The 13,607-nt window shown below is 71.2% G+C and carries 12 protein-coding genes and 1 pseudogene; 12 read left to right on the top strand and 1 reads right to left on the bottom strand.

Annotated elements, in window-relative coordinates:
* Nucleotides 1-254 precede the first annotated feature (254 nt).
* The gene (locus ACQEVS_RS15570) at nucleotides 255-902 is read left to right on the top strand and encodes a DUF4097 family beta strand repeat-containing protein (protein ID WP_433020783.1); all 648 of its coding nucleotides are present in this window, start codon (nucleotides 255-257) and stop codon (nucleotides 900-902) included.
* A gap of 71 nt (nucleotides 903-973) precedes the next feature.
* Here ACQEVS_RS15570 and ACQEVS_RS15565 read toward each other — a convergent pair whose 3' ends face one another.
* Complete coding sequence (locus ACQEVS_RS15565) at nucleotides 974-1,846, bottom strand: C40 family peptidase (protein ID WP_433020781.1); 873 nt, start codon at nucleotides 1,844-1,846, stop codon at nucleotides 974-976.
* Between the two features lie 770 nt (nucleotides 1,847-2,616).
* Here ACQEVS_RS15565 and ACQEVS_RS15560 point away from each other — a divergent pair.
* From ACQEVS_RS15560 to nuoK, 11 genes and pseudogenes are all read left to right on the top strand, one after another.
* Nucleotides 2,617-2,976, top strand: coding sequence for an NADH-quinone oxidoreductase subunit A (locus ACQEVS_RS15560; protein ID WP_004941767.1), 360 nt, complete (start codon nucleotides 2,617-2,619; stop codon nucleotides 2,974-2,976).
* Nucleotides 2,977-2,990: 14 nt separating this feature from the next.
* Nucleotides 2,991-3,545, top strand: coding sequence for a NuoB/complex I 20 kDa subunit family protein (locus ACQEVS_RS15555; protein ID WP_185943878.1), 555 nt, complete (start codon nucleotides 2,991-2,993; stop codon nucleotides 3,543-3,545).
* Entirely contained in the window at nucleotides 3,542-4,264 is a 723-nt protein-coding gene (locus ACQEVS_RS15550; RefSeq protein WP_433020776.1) for an NADH-quinone oxidoreductase subunit C, read from the top strand. The genes ACQEVS_RS15555 and ACQEVS_RS15550 overlap by 4 nt, the downstream gene beginning before the upstream one ends.
* A gap of 133 nt (nucleotides 4,265-4,397) precedes the next feature.
* Nucleotides 4,398-5,699, top strand: a pseudogene (locus tag ACQEVS_RS15545) (NADH-quinone oxidoreductase subunit D); the annotation flags it as partial.
* 20 nt (nucleotides 5,700-5,719) lie between these two features.
* On the top strand, nucleotides 5,720-6,556 hold the full coding sequence (gene nuoE / locus ACQEVS_RS15540) for an NADH-quinone oxidoreductase subunit NuoE (protein ID WP_433027569.1): 837 nt from the start codon (nucleotides 5,720-5,722) through the stop codon (nucleotides 6,554-6,556).
* On the top strand, nucleotides 6,553-7,932 hold the full coding sequence (gene nuoF / locus ACQEVS_RS15535) for an NADH-quinone oxidoreductase subunit NuoF (RefSeq protein WP_433020773.1): 1,380 nt from the start codon (nucleotides 6,553-6,555) through the stop codon (nucleotides 7,930-7,932). The genes nuoE and nuoF overlap by 4 nt, the downstream gene beginning before the upstream one ends.
* Nucleotides 7,929-10,448 (top strand): NADH-quinone oxidoreductase subunit G, encoded by a 2,520-nt coding sequence (locus tag ACQEVS_RS15530; protein WP_433020770.1) that lies wholly within the window; start codon nucleotides 7,929-7,931, stop codon nucleotides 10,446-10,448. Before nuoF ends, ACQEVS_RS15530 begins: the two co-directional genes overlap by 4 nt.
* Complete coding sequence (gene nuoH, locus ACQEVS_RS15525; protein WP_433020767.1) at nucleotides 10,445-11,884, top strand: NADH-quinone oxidoreductase subunit NuoH; 1,440 nt, start codon at nucleotides 10,445-10,447, stop codon at nucleotides 11,882-11,884. The genes ACQEVS_RS15530 and nuoH overlap by 4 nt, the downstream gene beginning before the upstream one ends.
* On the top strand, nucleotides 11,877-12,482 hold the full coding sequence (nuoI, locus tag ACQEVS_RS15520; protein ID WP_185943884.1) for an NADH-quinone oxidoreductase subunit NuoI: 606 nt from the start codon (nucleotides 11,877-11,879) through the stop codon (nucleotides 12,480-12,482). The genes nuoH and nuoI overlap by 8 nt, the downstream gene beginning before the upstream one ends.
* A complete protein-coding gene (locus tag ACQEVS_RS15515; protein ID WP_433020763.1) occupies nucleotides 12,479-13,303 on the top strand; it encodes an NADH-quinone oxidoreductase subunit J in 825 nt (274 codons plus the stop codon). Before nuoI ends, ACQEVS_RS15515 begins: the two co-directional genes overlap by 4 nt.
* Nucleotides 13,300-13,599 (top strand): NADH-quinone oxidoreductase subunit NuoK, encoded by a 300-nt coding sequence (gene nuoK / locus ACQEVS_RS15510; RefSeq protein ID WP_004941739.1) that lies wholly within the window; start codon nucleotides 13,300-13,302, stop codon nucleotides 13,597-13,599. Before ACQEVS_RS15515 ends, nuoK begins: the two co-directional genes overlap by 4 nt.
* The last annotated feature ends 8 nt before the right edge of the window (nucleotides 13,600-13,607 follow it).

Genomic DNA, 13,607 nt, shown 5'->3' with positions numbered 1-13,607 from the left:
GCAACCGCCCGGCGCGGGCCCGGCCGGAAGGCCGACCCTGACGCCGGGGTGGCGAAGGAGTCAGGGAAGAACCGGGGGTTTCCCCATACCGAGGCACCACCGGCCGGATCTAACCTCGACGCACAGCCCGAGGACTCCTTCCACCCGTGAGGAACGGTGACGTACCCATGCGCTCCCGCCTTCGTCCGATCGCCGCCGCCCTTCTGACGGCCGTGGCCGCCGTCGGCGCACTCAGCGCGTGCGACCTTGGCCCGATGAAGAAGTCCGAGGACGACGCCACGGTGTCCCGGAAGATCAGCGCGATCCGCATCGACGGCGACTCGGGCGCCATCACCCTCCACGGCAAGCCCGGCACCACCGGCGCCGAGCTCCACCGGACCGTCCACTACCGCGACGACCGCCCGGACGGCCCCACCCACCGCGTCGAGAACGGCGTCCTCGTCCTCGGCGGCTGCGGCGAGGACTGCTCGGTCGACTACGAGGCCACCGTCCCCGCCGGAATCCCCGTCAGCGGCGGGACGTCCAGCGGCTCCCTCGACCTGAACGGCGTGGGCGCGACGCATGTGAAGTCGTCATCGGGCGCCATCGAGCTGACCGACGTCGCGGGCCCGCTCGACGTCGAGTCCACCAGCGGCGCGGTGACGGGACACGACCTCAAGTCCGGCCCCGTGAAGGCGAAGGCCACCAGCGGAGCCCTCAACCTCACCCTCGCGTCCCCCCAGGACGTCGAAGCCGAAACCTCCAGCGGCTCCCTCACCCTCACCGCCCCCGCCGGCCCCTACCGCGTCACCGCCACCACCGACAGCGGCGCCAAAGACATATCCGTCCCCCAGTCCCCCTCGGCCCCCCACCACCTGGCCCTGACGACGTCCAGCGGCGCCCTGAAGGTCAGGAACGGCTGAGGCCACTCGGGTACGGCGAAGGGCCGCCACCCCCGGTGGGGTGGCGGCCCTTCACTCGTCCTGTGGGTGCGTCACATGACGCGGACCGCGCCGGTGGGCGGGGAGTAGCTCATGTCGCGCTCGACGATGCCCGTGCTCGGGTTCTGGGCGCCGATGAACTTGCCGCCGCCGATGTAGACGCCGACGTGGTAGGCGCTGCCCGCGGCGCCCCAGTAGACGATGTCGCCCGGCTGCAGGTTGGAGAGGGAGACCTGGGTGCCGGCGGTCGACTGGTCCTGGGAGACGCGGGGGAGGCTGATGCCGATCTGCTGGTAGGCGGCCATGACCAGGCCGGAGCAGTCGTAGGAGGACGGGCCGGTGGAGCCCATCACGTACGCCTTGCCGACCTGCGCCCGGAGGAAGGAGATGAGGGTGGCGGCGTTGCCCGTCGCGCCCGTGCTCTTCGTGGACGTGGTGGTGGTGCTCGTGCCGGAGCCCTGCGCGCCGGTGCCCTCGTCGTCGCTGTCGGCGGAGGCGCCGGCCTTGGTGCCGAGGGTGGTGCGCTGGGCGTCGCGGGAGGCGCGGGCCTGCTCGGCCTCGCGCTTCTCCTTGGCCTCGGCGGCCTTGCGCTCGGCCTCGGCCTTGCGGTCGGCCTCCTGCTTGGCCTTCTTGGCGGCGACGCGGGCGTGGTCGACGGCCTTGTCCACCTGCGCACGGACCTGGTAGTCGTTCGCGGTCTGCTGCGTGGCCGCGGCGCTTTCGGCGACCGAGGCGGAGAGCGCGGCGTTGATGGCCGGCATCTCGATCGTGGCCTCGGCCGGCTTCTCGGCGGCGGTCGCCTGCGCGGCGCCCGTGACGGCCAGGGTGCTGAGGACGCCACCGGCAACACCCGAGCGGATGGCCCACGACTGCGTCGCGGGGCGACGGGGCTTCCGGTGGCTGGTTATGTGCGCGTTGGGGGACATGGGACAAGGGCTTACCAGGCGCCGTAGGTGGAGTTCAATATAAGTGACGTGGACCACAATCGGCGTTCGAGTGCCCGGAATTCGGGGCAGGCGCACCGGAAGCGGGCTTTCCGCTGCCCCTTCCCCCAATCGTGATCATGCGGTTAAGCATGGCATTTGGGCGCGGAGGGCGTTCGGCGGCGCGGCATATCACGTTCCGGTCTCGGTCGTCGAAGATCACTGGGCAAATCGGACACTGTTCGGACGCGTACGTGGCGGACTTCACGTGCGCGCGCTCTTGTCGACGGCCGGGGTGCGGCCGCCGCGCGACCGCCGGGCGGTCGTCCGGCCGATGGTGAATCCGGGCACGAGCCGACGATCGGTCACGGCCCCTCAGCGGGGCGTGCGCCTATATCAGTTGACGGTGGCAGGTGCCAATTTGCCTGCGGCCCGCATGGCTTGATAACGCCTCACCCCTCGGAGGCCGCCTCGACCAGCGGGAAAGCACCGGAATGTGACCACTGGCGATCACTCGGACGCTTCGGGTGAGAAGATCACCGATCATCCGACTTGATGATCGTTCGTCAGGTGGTGGAGATCACAAACGCCGTGCTGTTCGCCGTGTCGCAGATCACAGACCGCCGGGCATAAGATGCCCTCGACCCGGGCTTGTGAACTGCCTCACATACCCGCGATCTTCGCAGAACCCTTCCGCGGTGTTCGCCGGTGAGCGGTCCGCGCGAAGGCCCGGTCAGCCAGCAGTCATCGTCGACTGGAAGGAGCGAGGAGCGGTGAACGCCTACGCGCCCATCCTCGTACTGGGAGCCCTCGGTGCCGGCTTCGCGATCTTCTCCGTGGTCATGGCATCGCTCATCGGGCCGAAGAGGTACAACCGCGCCAAGCTCGAAGCCTACGAATGCGGCATCGAGCCGACGCCGCAGCCCTCCGGCGGCGGCCGCTTCCCGATCAAGTACTACCTGACGGCGATGCTCTTCATCGTCTTCGACATCGAGATCGTCTTCCTCTACCCCTGGGCCGTCGCCTTCGACTCCCTCGGGCTGTTCGGCCTCGTCGAAATGCTGCTCTTCGTACTCACCGTCTTCGTCGCCTACGCCTACGTCTGGCGGCGCGGCGGCCTGGAATGGGACTAGGGGGCCACACGCACATGGGTCTTGAGGAGAAGCTGCCCAGCGGCTTTCTGCTGACCACCGTCGAACAGGCCGCCGGCTGGGTCCGCAAGGCGTCGGTCTTCCCCGCCACCTTCGGCCTCGCCTGCTGCGCCATCGAGATGATGACCACCGGCGCCGGCCGCTACGACCTGGCCCGCTTCGGCATGGAGGTGTTCCGCGGCTCCCCCCGCCAGGCCGACCTGATGATCGTCGCCGGCCGGGTCAGCCAGAAGATGGCGCCGGTGCTGCGCCAGGTCTACGACCAGATGCCCAACCCCAAGTGGGTCATCGCCATGGGCGTCTGCGCCTCCAGCGGCGGCATGTTCAACAACTACGCGATCGTCCAGGGCGTCGACCACATCGTCCCCGTCGACATCTACCTGCCCGGCTGCCCACCGCGCCCCGAGATGCTCATGGACTCGATCCTCAAGCTCCACAAGAAGATCCAGGGCGAGAAGCTCGGCCCGCACCGGGCCGAGGCCGACCGCGAGGCCGAGCGGGCGGCGCTGAAGTCCCTGCCGCTCATCGAGATGAAGGGGCTGTTGCCGTGAGCGAGCAGGACGAGCGGGGCCGCCCGGACGACCGGGTCCCCGTCCAGCGCGGTGACACCGGCGAGGTCATCGGCGTCCGCAGGGGCATGTTCGGCGCCAACAACGGCGGCGACACCACCGGTTACGGCCGCCTGGTCCGGACCGTCCGGCTGCCCGGCGAGACCGCCCGGCCCTACGGGGGCTGGTTCGACGAGGTGGCCGACGAGCTGGAGGGCGCGCTGGAGGAGCAGGGCGTCGTCCCGTCGAACGCCATCGAGAAGACCGTCGTCGACCGCGGGCAGATCACCTTCCACATCGCGCGCGAGCACCTGCCGCGCGTCGCCCGGACGCTCCGCGACGACCCGGCGCTCCGCTTCGAACTCTGCACCGGCGTCAGCGGCGTCCACTACCCGGGGGACAAGGGCCGCGAGCTGCACGCCGTCTACCACCTGCGCTCGGTGACGCACGCCCGGCTGATCCGGCTGGAGGTCACCGCCCCCGACGCCGATCCGCACGTGCCGTCCGTCGTCGACGTCTACCCGGCCAACAACTGGCACGAGCGCGAGGTCTACGACTTCTTCGGCCTGGTCTTCGACGGCCATCCGGCGCTCACCCGGATCATGATGCCGGACGACTGGCAGGGCTTCCCGCAGCGCAAGGACTACCCGCTCGGCGGCATCCCCGTCGAGTACAAGGGCGCTCAGATCCCGTCTCCGGACCAGCGGAGGTCGTACAGCTGATGTCCACCAGCGAATCCCCGACGAGCCCGCACGGTTCCGCGAACACGAGCCCGCACGGTTCCGCGAACGCGCACGCGAACGGCACGGCGGCCCACCCCCGGGCACGGAGAAGGGCCCCAGAAGCACCGAAGGGCCCCGCGAGACCACCGAAGGGCCCGTCTACACCGTCACCGGCGGGGACTGGGACGAGGTCGTCTCCGCCGCCCGCAAGACCGACGACGAGCACATCGTCGTCAACATGGGCCCCCAGCACCCCTCCACGCACGGCGTGCTCCGCCTGATCCTGGAGATCGACGGCGAGACGGTCACCGAGGCCCGCGCGGGCATCGGCTACCTCCACACCGGCATCGAGAAGAACCTCGAATACCGCAACTGGACGCAGGCGACCACCTTCGTCACGCGCATGGACTACCTCATGCCGCTCTTCAACGAGACGGTGTACTGCCTGGGCGTGGAGCGGCTGCTCGGCATCGAGGACCAGATCCCCGAGCGGGCCACGACGCTGCGCGTGCTGCTCATGGAGCTCAACCGCATCTCCTCGCACCTGGTGTTCATCGCCACCGGCGGCATGGAGCTCGGCGCCACCACGGTCGCCATCTTCGGCTTCCGGGACCGCGAGATGATCCTTGACATCTTCGAGCTGATCACCGGCCTGCGGATGAACCACGCGTACGTCCGCCCCGGCGGCCTCGCCCAGGACCTGCCGCCCGGCGCGGTGGACCAGGTGCGCGAGTTCGTGAAGAAGATGCGCAAGAACCTGACCGAGTACGACAAGCTCGTGGTCGGCAGCCCCGCCTACAAGGCCCGCCTGCAGAACGTCGGTTACCTCGACCTCACCGGCTGCATGGCCCTCGGCGTCACCGGCCCGGTGCTCCGCGCCGCCGGACTCCCGCACGACCTGCGGAAGTCCGACCCGTACTGCGGCTACGAGACGTACGACTTCGAGGTGCCGACGGCGGACACCTGCGACGCGTACGGGCGCCTCCTCCTCCGGCTGGAGGAGATGCGGCAGTCGCTGCGGATCGTCGAGCAGTGCCTGGACCGGCTGGAGCCGGGGCCGGTCATGGTCGCGGACAGGAAGATCGCCTGGCCCGCGCAGCTGGCCCTGGGGCCGGACGGGCTCGGCAACTCCCTCGACCACATCAAGAAGATCATGGGCACCTCGATGGAGGCCCTGATCCACCACTTCAAGCTGGTGACGGAGGGGTTCCGGGTGCCCCCGGGGCAGGCGTACGCGGCCCTGGAGTCGCCGCGCGGCGAGCTGGGCGCCCACGTCGTCAGCGACGGCGGCACCCGCCCGTACCGGGTCCACTTCCGCGACCCCTCCTTCCACAACCTCCAGTCCATGGCGGCGATGTGCGAGGGCGGCCAGGTCGCCGACGTCATCGTCGCGGTGGCGTCCATCGATCCTGTGATGGGAGGCGTCGACCGGTGAGCACAGGAACAGACCTGGGGATGCCCCAGCTCCCCGCCCCCGACTACCCCGCCGAGGTGCGCGCCCGGCTGGAGGCCGACGCGCGGGAGGTGATCGGCCGGTATCCGGACAGCCGCAGCGCGCTGTTGCCGCTGCTGCACCTGGTGCAGGCCGAGGAGGGGTACGTCACCCGCACCGGCGTCCGCTTCTGCGCCGAGCAACTGGGCCTGACCACGGCCGAGGTGACGGCGGTCGCCACCTTCTACACCATGTACCGCCGCAAGCCGAGCGGCGACTACCAGGTGGGGGTGTGCACCAACACGCTGTGCGCGGTGCTCGGCGGCGACGCCATCTTCGACGCGCTCAAGACGCACCTGGGCGTGGAGAACGGGGAGACCACCGGCGACGGCAAGGTCACCCTGGAACACATCGAGTGCAACGCGGCCTGCGACTTCGCGCCGGTGCTGATGGTCAACTGGGAGTTCTTCGACAACCAGACCGTCGAGAGCGCCAAGCGCCTGGTGGACGACCTGCGCGCCGGGCGCACGGTCGAGCCCACGCGCGGGGCGCCCCTCTGCACGTACCGCGAGACCTCCCGCATCCTGGCCGGTTTCCCGGACGAGCGGCCGGGCGCGGTAGAGGCGGGCGGCGGCGCCGGGCACGCCTCGCTGGCCGGGCTGCGGCTGGCCAGGGGCGAGACCGGCCCGGCGCGCGTCGGACCACCGCGCGGCGCACCGCCGTTGGGCGAGCGCCCCCCGGAGCACCCGAGCTCCCACGACGCACCCCGGCCCACGTCCGCCTCGGACCCCGCCCATCCCAGCGGGCCGGTCACCGGGACCGGGCCGCTCACCGGGGCCACCGAGGAGGGGGAGGAATGACCGTGTCCACCGACTACGGCGGGACCCCGCGGCCGGAGGCCGGCGGCGGGGAAGGGCCCGAGAAGCTGCTCGCGCCCGTGCTCAGCGCCTTCTGGGACGAACCCCGCTCCTGGACGCTGGAGACCTACCTCCGGCACGACGGCTACCAGGGGCTGCGCAAGGCCCTGGCGATGTCACCGGACGACGTGATCGCCTATGTGAAGGACTCCGGACTGCGCGGCCGCGGCGGCGCGGGCTTCCCCACCGGGATGAAGTGGCAGTTCATCCCGCAGAACGACGGCAAGCCGCACTACCTCGTCGTCAACGCGGACGAGTCCGAGCCGGGCACCTGCAAGGACATCCCCCTCCTCTTCGCCAACCCGCACTCCCTCGTCGAGGGAATGATCATCGCCTGCTACGCGATCCGCTCCGAGCGGGCGTTCGTCTACCTGCGCGGCGAGACCGTCCCCGTCCTGCGCCGGCTGCACGAGGCCGTCCGCGAGGCGTACGCGGCCGGCTACCTCGGCCGGAACATCCTCGGCAGCGGCATCGACCTGGACATCACCGTGCACGCGGGCGCGGGCGCCTACATCTGCGGCGAGGAGACGGCCCTCCTCGACTCGCTCGAAGGCCGCCGCGGCCAGCCTCGGCTGCGACCCCCCTTCCCCGCGGTGGCGGGCCTCTACGCCTGCCCCACTGTGGTGAACAACGTCGAATCCATCGCCTCGGTTCCCGCGATCCTCAACCGGGGCAAGGAATGGTTCCGTTCGATGGGCAGCGAGAAGTCCCCGGGCTTCACGCTGTATTCGCTGAGCGGCCATGTCGTCCGGCCCGGCCAGTACGAGGCGCCGCTCGGGATCACCCTGCGCCAGCTGCTCGACATGAGCGGCGGGATGCGCCCCGGCCACCGGCTCAAGTTCTGGACGCCCGGCGGCTCTTCGACCCCGCTGCTCACGGACGAGCACCTGGACGTGCCGCTGGACTACGAGGCGGTGGGCGCCGCCGGCTCGATGCTGGGCACCAAGGCGCTCCAATGCTTCGACGAGACCACCTGCGTCGTCCGGGCGGTCACCCGGTGGACCGAGTTCTACGCGCACGAGTCCTGCGGCAAGTGCACGCCCTGCCGCGAAGGGACGTACTGGCTCGTCCAGTTGCTGCGCGACATCGAGGCGGGCCGAGGCCGGCTCACCGACCTCGACAAGCTCAACGACATCGCCGACAACATCAACGGCAAGTCGTTCTGCGCCCTTGGCGACGGCGCGGCGAGCCCGATCTTCTCCTCGCTGAAGTACTTCCGGGCCGAGTACGAGCAGCACGTCAAGGGCCGTGGCTGCCCCTTCGACCCGGCGAAGTCCACGGTGTGGGCCGACCAGTCGCACCCGGAGGTGCACGTATGACCGTCACCACGTCCGCGCCCTCCGGCGGGGGGAACGCGGCCGTACCCCCCGACGACCTGGTGTCCGTCACCATCGACGGCATCCCGGTCTCCGTCCCCAAGGGCACCCTCGTCATCCGCGCCGCGGAGCTGGTGGGCATCGAGATCCCCCGGTTCTGCGACCACCCGCTGCTCGACCCGGTGGGTGCCTGCCGGCAGTGCATCGTGGAGGTCGAGGGCCAGCGCAAGCCCATGGCGTCCTGCACCATCACCTGCACCGACGGGATGGTGGTGAAGACCCAGCTCACCTCGCCGGTGGCGGGGAAGGCGCAGCGCGGGGTGATGGAGCTGCTGCTCATCAACCACCCGCTGGACTGCCCGGTCTGCGACAAGGGCGGCGAGTGCCCGCTGCAGAACCAGGCGATGACCGCCGGGCAGGCGGACACCCGGTTCGAGGGCCGCAAGCGCACCTACGAGAAGCCGGTGCCGGTCTCGCCGCAGATCCTGCTGGACCGCGAGCGGTGCGTGCTCTGCGCCCGCTGCACGCGGTTCTCCAACGAGATCGCCGGCGACCCGATGATCGAGTTGCTGGAGCGCGGGGCGCTGGAGCAGGTCGGCACCGGCGAGGGCGACCCCTTCCTCTCGTACCACTCGGGCAACACCATCCAGATCTGCCCGGTGGGCGCGCTGACCTCGGTGGCGTACCGGTTCCGCGCCCGGCCGTTCGACCTCGTCTCGTCGCCGACGGTGTGCGAGCACTGCGCGGGCGGCTGCGCGACCCGCACCGACCACCGGCGCGGCAAGGTGATGCGCCGGCTCGCGCAGGAGGACCCCGAGGTCAACGAGGAATGGCTGTGCGACAAGGGGCGCTTCGCGTTCCGTTACGCGCAGCGGCCCGAGCGGCTGGAGACGCCGCTGGTGCGCAACGCCGAGGGCGTCCTGGAGCCGGCGAGCTGGCCGGAGGCGCTGGAGGCGGCGGCCCGCGGGCTTGCCGCCGCGCACGGCCGGGCCGGGGTGCTGACCGGCGGCCGGCTGACGCTGGAGGACGCCTACGCGTACGCCAAGTTCGCGCGTGTCGCGCTCGGCACGCACGACGTCGACTTCCGCGCCCGGGTGCACAGCGGCGAGGAGGCCGACTTCCTGGCCGCCCGGGTGGCCGGCCGCGGCCGGGACCTCGACGGCACGGGGGTGACGTACCGCTCGCTGGAGCGGGCGCCGGCCGTGCTGCTCGTCGGCTTCGAGGCCGAGGAGGAGGCGCCGGGCGTCTTCCTGCGGCTGCGGAAGGCGTGGCGCAAGCACGGCCAACGCGTCTTCTCCGTCGCGCCGTTCGCCACGCGGGGGCTGGAGAAGGCGGGCGGCACACTGCTGCCCGCCGCACCCGGTACCGAGCCGGAGTGGCTGCGCGCGCTGGCCGACGGCACCGCCCAGGACGCCCGTGCGGCGGCCGAGGCGCTGCGTGCCGAAGGCGCCGTGATCGTCGTCGGCGAGCGGGCGGCCGGGGTGCCGGGCCTGCTGACCGCCGCCGTGGCGGCGGCCGCCGCGACCGGCGCCGAGCTGGTGTGGATCCCGCGCCGGGCCGGGGAGCGCGGCGCGGTCGAGGCGGGCACCCTGCCCGGGCTGCTGCCCGGCGGCCGGCCCGCCACCGATCCGCGCGCCCGCGAGGAGACGGCCGCCGCCTGGGGGCTGTCCGAACTGCCGCGCGCGACGGGCCGGGACACCGGGCAGATCGTCCAGGCGGCCGCCACCGGCGAGTTGGGCGCCCTGCTCGTCGCCGGGGTGGAGCCCGCCGACCTGCCCGACCCGGCGCGGGCGCGCGAGGCGCTGGACGCGGTCGGCTTCCTGGTCTCGCTGGAGCAGCGGCCGAGCGAGGTGACGGACCGGGCGGACGTGGTCTTCCCCGTCTCGGCCGTCGTCGAGCGGTCCGGCACCTTCGTCGACTGGGAGGGCCGGGCCCGCCCGTTCGAGGCGGCGCTCAAGCCCGACCAGATGGTGCGCCGGCACGTCGTGCCGGATCTGCGCGTCCTGCACATGCTCGCCGATGCCATGGCGGCGGAAGGTACGGGTCCGCACGGTCCCGTACCGCTGCGGCTGCCCGACGTCCGGGCGGCGCGCGCCGAACTGGCCCGGCTGGGCGCCTGGACCGGCGCCCGCGCCGCCGACCCCGCCGAACCCGCCCGCCCGGCGCCCGCCGCGGGCCCGGGCGAGGCCGTGCTCGCCGGCCACCGGCTGCTGCTCGACCAGGGCCGGCTCCAGGACGGCGACGACGCCCTGGCCGCCACCCGGCACCCGGCCGTCGCCCGGCTCTCCCCGGCCACCGCGGCCGAGACGGGCGTCGCGGACGGCGAGCCGCTGGCCGTCACCGGACCGGCCGGCACCGTCCGGCTGCCGCTGCTGATCACGCCCATGCCGGACCGGGTGGTCTGGCTCCCGCTGAACTGCGCCGGCGGCGGCGTCGCCTCCGACACCGGGGCGCGCCCCGGGGAGGCCGTGCGCATCGCACCCGGCGGAGGCGTCGAGGGACCGGAGGTGCTGTCGTGATCCCCGCCGTGGACGCGGTCCGGCCGGGGGAGCCCGGCTCCCTGCGCGGCCTGGCCGTCGAGAACCTGTCGGTGTTCGGCCACGACCCCTGGTGGCTCGTGGTCGTCAAGGCCGTCTTCTGCTTCGCGTTCGTGATGGTGACGGTGCTGCTGTCGATCGTCATGGAACGCAAGCTGATCGGCTGGATGCAGCTGCGCATCGGCCCCAACCGGCACGGGCCCTGGGGAATGCTGCAATCCCTGGCCGACGGTGTGAAGCTGATGCTGAAGGAAGACATCGTCGTCAAGCGCGCCGACAAGGTGGTGTACATCCTGGCGCCGATCGTCGCGGCCGTGCCGGCCTTCATGGCGATCGCGGTGATCCCCTTCGGTCCGGCCGGCGACGAGGTGTCGATCTTCGGCACCCGGACCACGATGCAGCTCACCGACCTGCCCATCGGCGTCCTCTACATCCTGGCCACGGCCTCCGTCGGCATCTACGGCATCGTCCTCGGCGGCTGGTCCTCCGGCTCCACGTACCCGCTGCTCGGCGGCCTCCGCTCCTGCGCCCAGATGATCTCCTACGAGATCGCGATGGGCCTGTCGTTCGCCGCGGTCTTCCTCTACTCCGGCTCGATGTCCACCTCGGCGATCGTGGACGCGCAGCACAACCGCTGGTACGTGCTGCTGCTGCCGGTCTCCTTCATCGTCTACATCGTCGCGATGGTCGGGGAGACGAACCGGGCGCCGTTCGACCTGCCGGAGTCCGAGGGCGACCTGGTCGGCGGCTTCAACACCGAGTACTCGTCCATCAAGTTCGCGATGTTCATGCTCGCCGAGTACGTCAACATGGTGACGGTCTCGTCGGTCGCGGTGACGCTGTTCCTCGGCGGCTGGCGGGCGCCGTACCCGATCTCGGCCTTCTGGGAGGGCGCGAACCACGGCTGGTGGCCGATGCTCTGGTTCGTCGTCAAGCTCCAGCTGCTCCTGTTCTTCTTCATCTGGCTGCGCGCGACCCTGCCGAGGCTGCGCTACGACCAGTTCATGAAGCTGGGCTGGAAGATCCTCATCCCGGTCTCGATGGTCTGGCTGATGCTCGTGGCGACGGTACGGGCGCTGCGGAACGAGGACTACGACTTCCAGTCGATCGTCCTCTACGTCGCGGGCGCGGTCGTCGCGATCCTGCTGGTCTCCTTCGTCGCCGACCTCTTCCGGGGCCGGGGCGGACGGGACGAGGAAGCCCCTGACGGCGACGGCGAGTTCGACCCCATGGCCGGCGGCTACCCCGTGCCGCCGCTGCCCGGGCAGACGCTGCCACCGGTGCCGCGCCGCAGGTCACGGCGGGAGCGGGAGCTCAGCGAGGTCTCTGTCAGTGGCGGGGTGCATACTCTGAGTGACGAGACCTGTGAGGGGTCGCGTGCCGGAACTCGTGACGGAAAGGAGGCCGGCGGTGCCTGAGTCTGCCCGCGAGGACGCCCCACGTCCCCGCAAGAACCCCGTGGCCGGTTTCGGGGTGACGTTCAAGGACGTCTTCAAGAAGCGGCTGACCGAGCAGTATCCGGAGTACAAGAAGCCCACCGCGCCGCGCTTCCACGGCCGGCACCAGCTCAACCGCCACCCGGACGGCTTGGAGAAGTGCATCGGCTGCGAGCTGTGCGCCTGGGCCTGCCCGGCCGACGCCATCTACGTCGAGGGCGCGGACAACACGGACGAGGAGCGCTACTCGCCGGGCGAGCGGTACGGGCGCGTCTACCAGATCAACTACCTGCGCTGCATCCTGTGCGGGCTGTGCGTCGAGGCGTGCCCGACCCGGGCGCTCACCATGACGAACGAGTACGAACTCGCCGACAAGAGCCGGGAATCGCTCATCTACACCAAGGAGGAGCTGCTCGCCGGCCTGGAGGACGGCATGGTCGACTCCCCGCACGCGATCTTCCCCGGCATGACCGAACAGGACTACTACCGGGGGCTGGTGACCGAGGCGGCGCCCGGCACCGAGCGCCAAGTGGCGGTCACCAAGGGCGAGAAGCCCGCGTCCGAGGGGGTGGAGGCGTGAATCTCGCCGCGGACTCCGTCACCTCCACCGGCGAGGCCGTCCAGTTCTGGATCCTCGCGGTCGTCGCCACGGCCGGCGCGCTGGCCACGGTGCTGATGAAGAGGGCGGTGCACAGTGCGCTGTCGCTCGCCGGGACGATGATCGTGCTGGCGGTGTTCTACCTCGCCAACGGCGCCTATTTCCTCGGCATCGTGCAGATCGTCGTCTACACCGGCGCGATCATGATGCTGTTCCTCTTCGTCGTCATGCTCGTCGGCGTCACCGCCGCCGACTCCCTCCGCGAGACCATCCGGGGCCAGCGGTGGCTGGCCGCCCTGTGCGGACTGGGCTTCGGCGTCCTGCTGATCGCCGGCATCTCCAACGCCTCGCTGCACCACTTCGACGGGCTCGGCCAGGCCAACTCCGGCGGCAACGTCGAGGGGCTCGCCGCCCTGGTCTTCACCAAGTACGTCTTCGCCTTCGAGATCACCGGCGCCCTGCTGATCACCGCCGCCGTCGGCGCCATGGTGCTCACCCACCGCGAGCGCATCCGCCGGGCCGCCACCCAGAAGGAGCTGTCGCGGCAGCGGGTGCGCGAGGGCGGCCATGTGGCGCCGCTGCCCGCCCCCGGCACCTACGCCCGGCACAACGCCAACGACATCCCCGCCCTGCTGCCGGACGGCACCCCGTCCGATCTCAGCGTCAGCCCCACGCTCCGCGCCCGTGGCCAGGTGCGGGACGTCTCCGGCGAGGCGCTCGCGGACCTCGCGGCGCTGGAGCAGCGGTCGCGCGAGTGGCTGGAGCGCGACGGCGACGAGGACCGGAAGGGAGCCGTCAAGTGAACCCGGTCAGCTATCTCTACCTGTCCGCCCTGCTGTTCACCATCGGGGGCGTCGGGGTGCTCGTCCGGCGGAACGCGATCGTCGTCTTCATGTGCGTCGAGCTGATGCTGAACGCCTGCAACCTGGCGTTCGTCACCTTCTCCCGGATGCACGGCAACCTCGACGGCCAGATCATCGCCTTCTTCACGATGGTCGTGGCCGCGGCCGAGGTCGTCATCGGGCTCGCGATCATCGTCTCGGTCTACCGCGCCCGCCACTCGGCCTCGGTCGACGACGCCAGTCTGCTGAAGCTGTAAGGGGACGC

The sequence above is a fragment of the Streptomyces sp. CA-181903 genome (assembly GCF_050937075.1).
Classification (GTDB): domain Bacteria; phylum Actinomycetota; class Actinomycetes; order Streptomycetales; family Streptomycetaceae; genus Streptomyces.
Note: the sequence above shows the minus strand (reverse complement) of the source record. Positions and strands in the feature narration are given on the sequence as shown.

Excerpts from the sequence above, each read along its gene's own strand:
- nuoF (WP_433020773.1), top strand. The coding sequence starts at position 6,553 with ATGACCGTGTCCACCGACTACGGCGGGACCCCGCGGCCGGAGGCCGGC.
- ACQEVS_RS15530 (WP_433020770.1), top strand. The coding sequence starts at position 7,929 with ATGACCGTCACCACGTCCGCGCCCTCCGGCGGGGGGAACGCGGCCGTA.
- ACQEVS_RS15565 (WP_433020781.1), bottom strand. The coding sequence starts at position 1,846 with ATGTCCCCCAACGCGCACATAACCAGCCACCGGAAGCCCCGTCGCCCC.
- ACQEVS_RS15570 (WP_433020783.1), top strand. The coding sequence starts at position 255 with ATGAAGAAGTCCGAGGACGACGCCACGGTGTCCCGGAAGATCAGCGCG.
- nuoE (WP_433027569.1), top strand. The coding sequence starts at position 5,720 with ATGCCCCAGCTCCCCGCCCCCGACTACCCCGCCGAGGTGCGCGCCCGG.
- ACQEVS_RS15555 (WP_185943878.1), top strand. The coding sequence starts at position 2,991 with ATGGGTCTTGAGGAGAAGCTGCCCAGCGGCTTTCTGCTGACCACCGTC.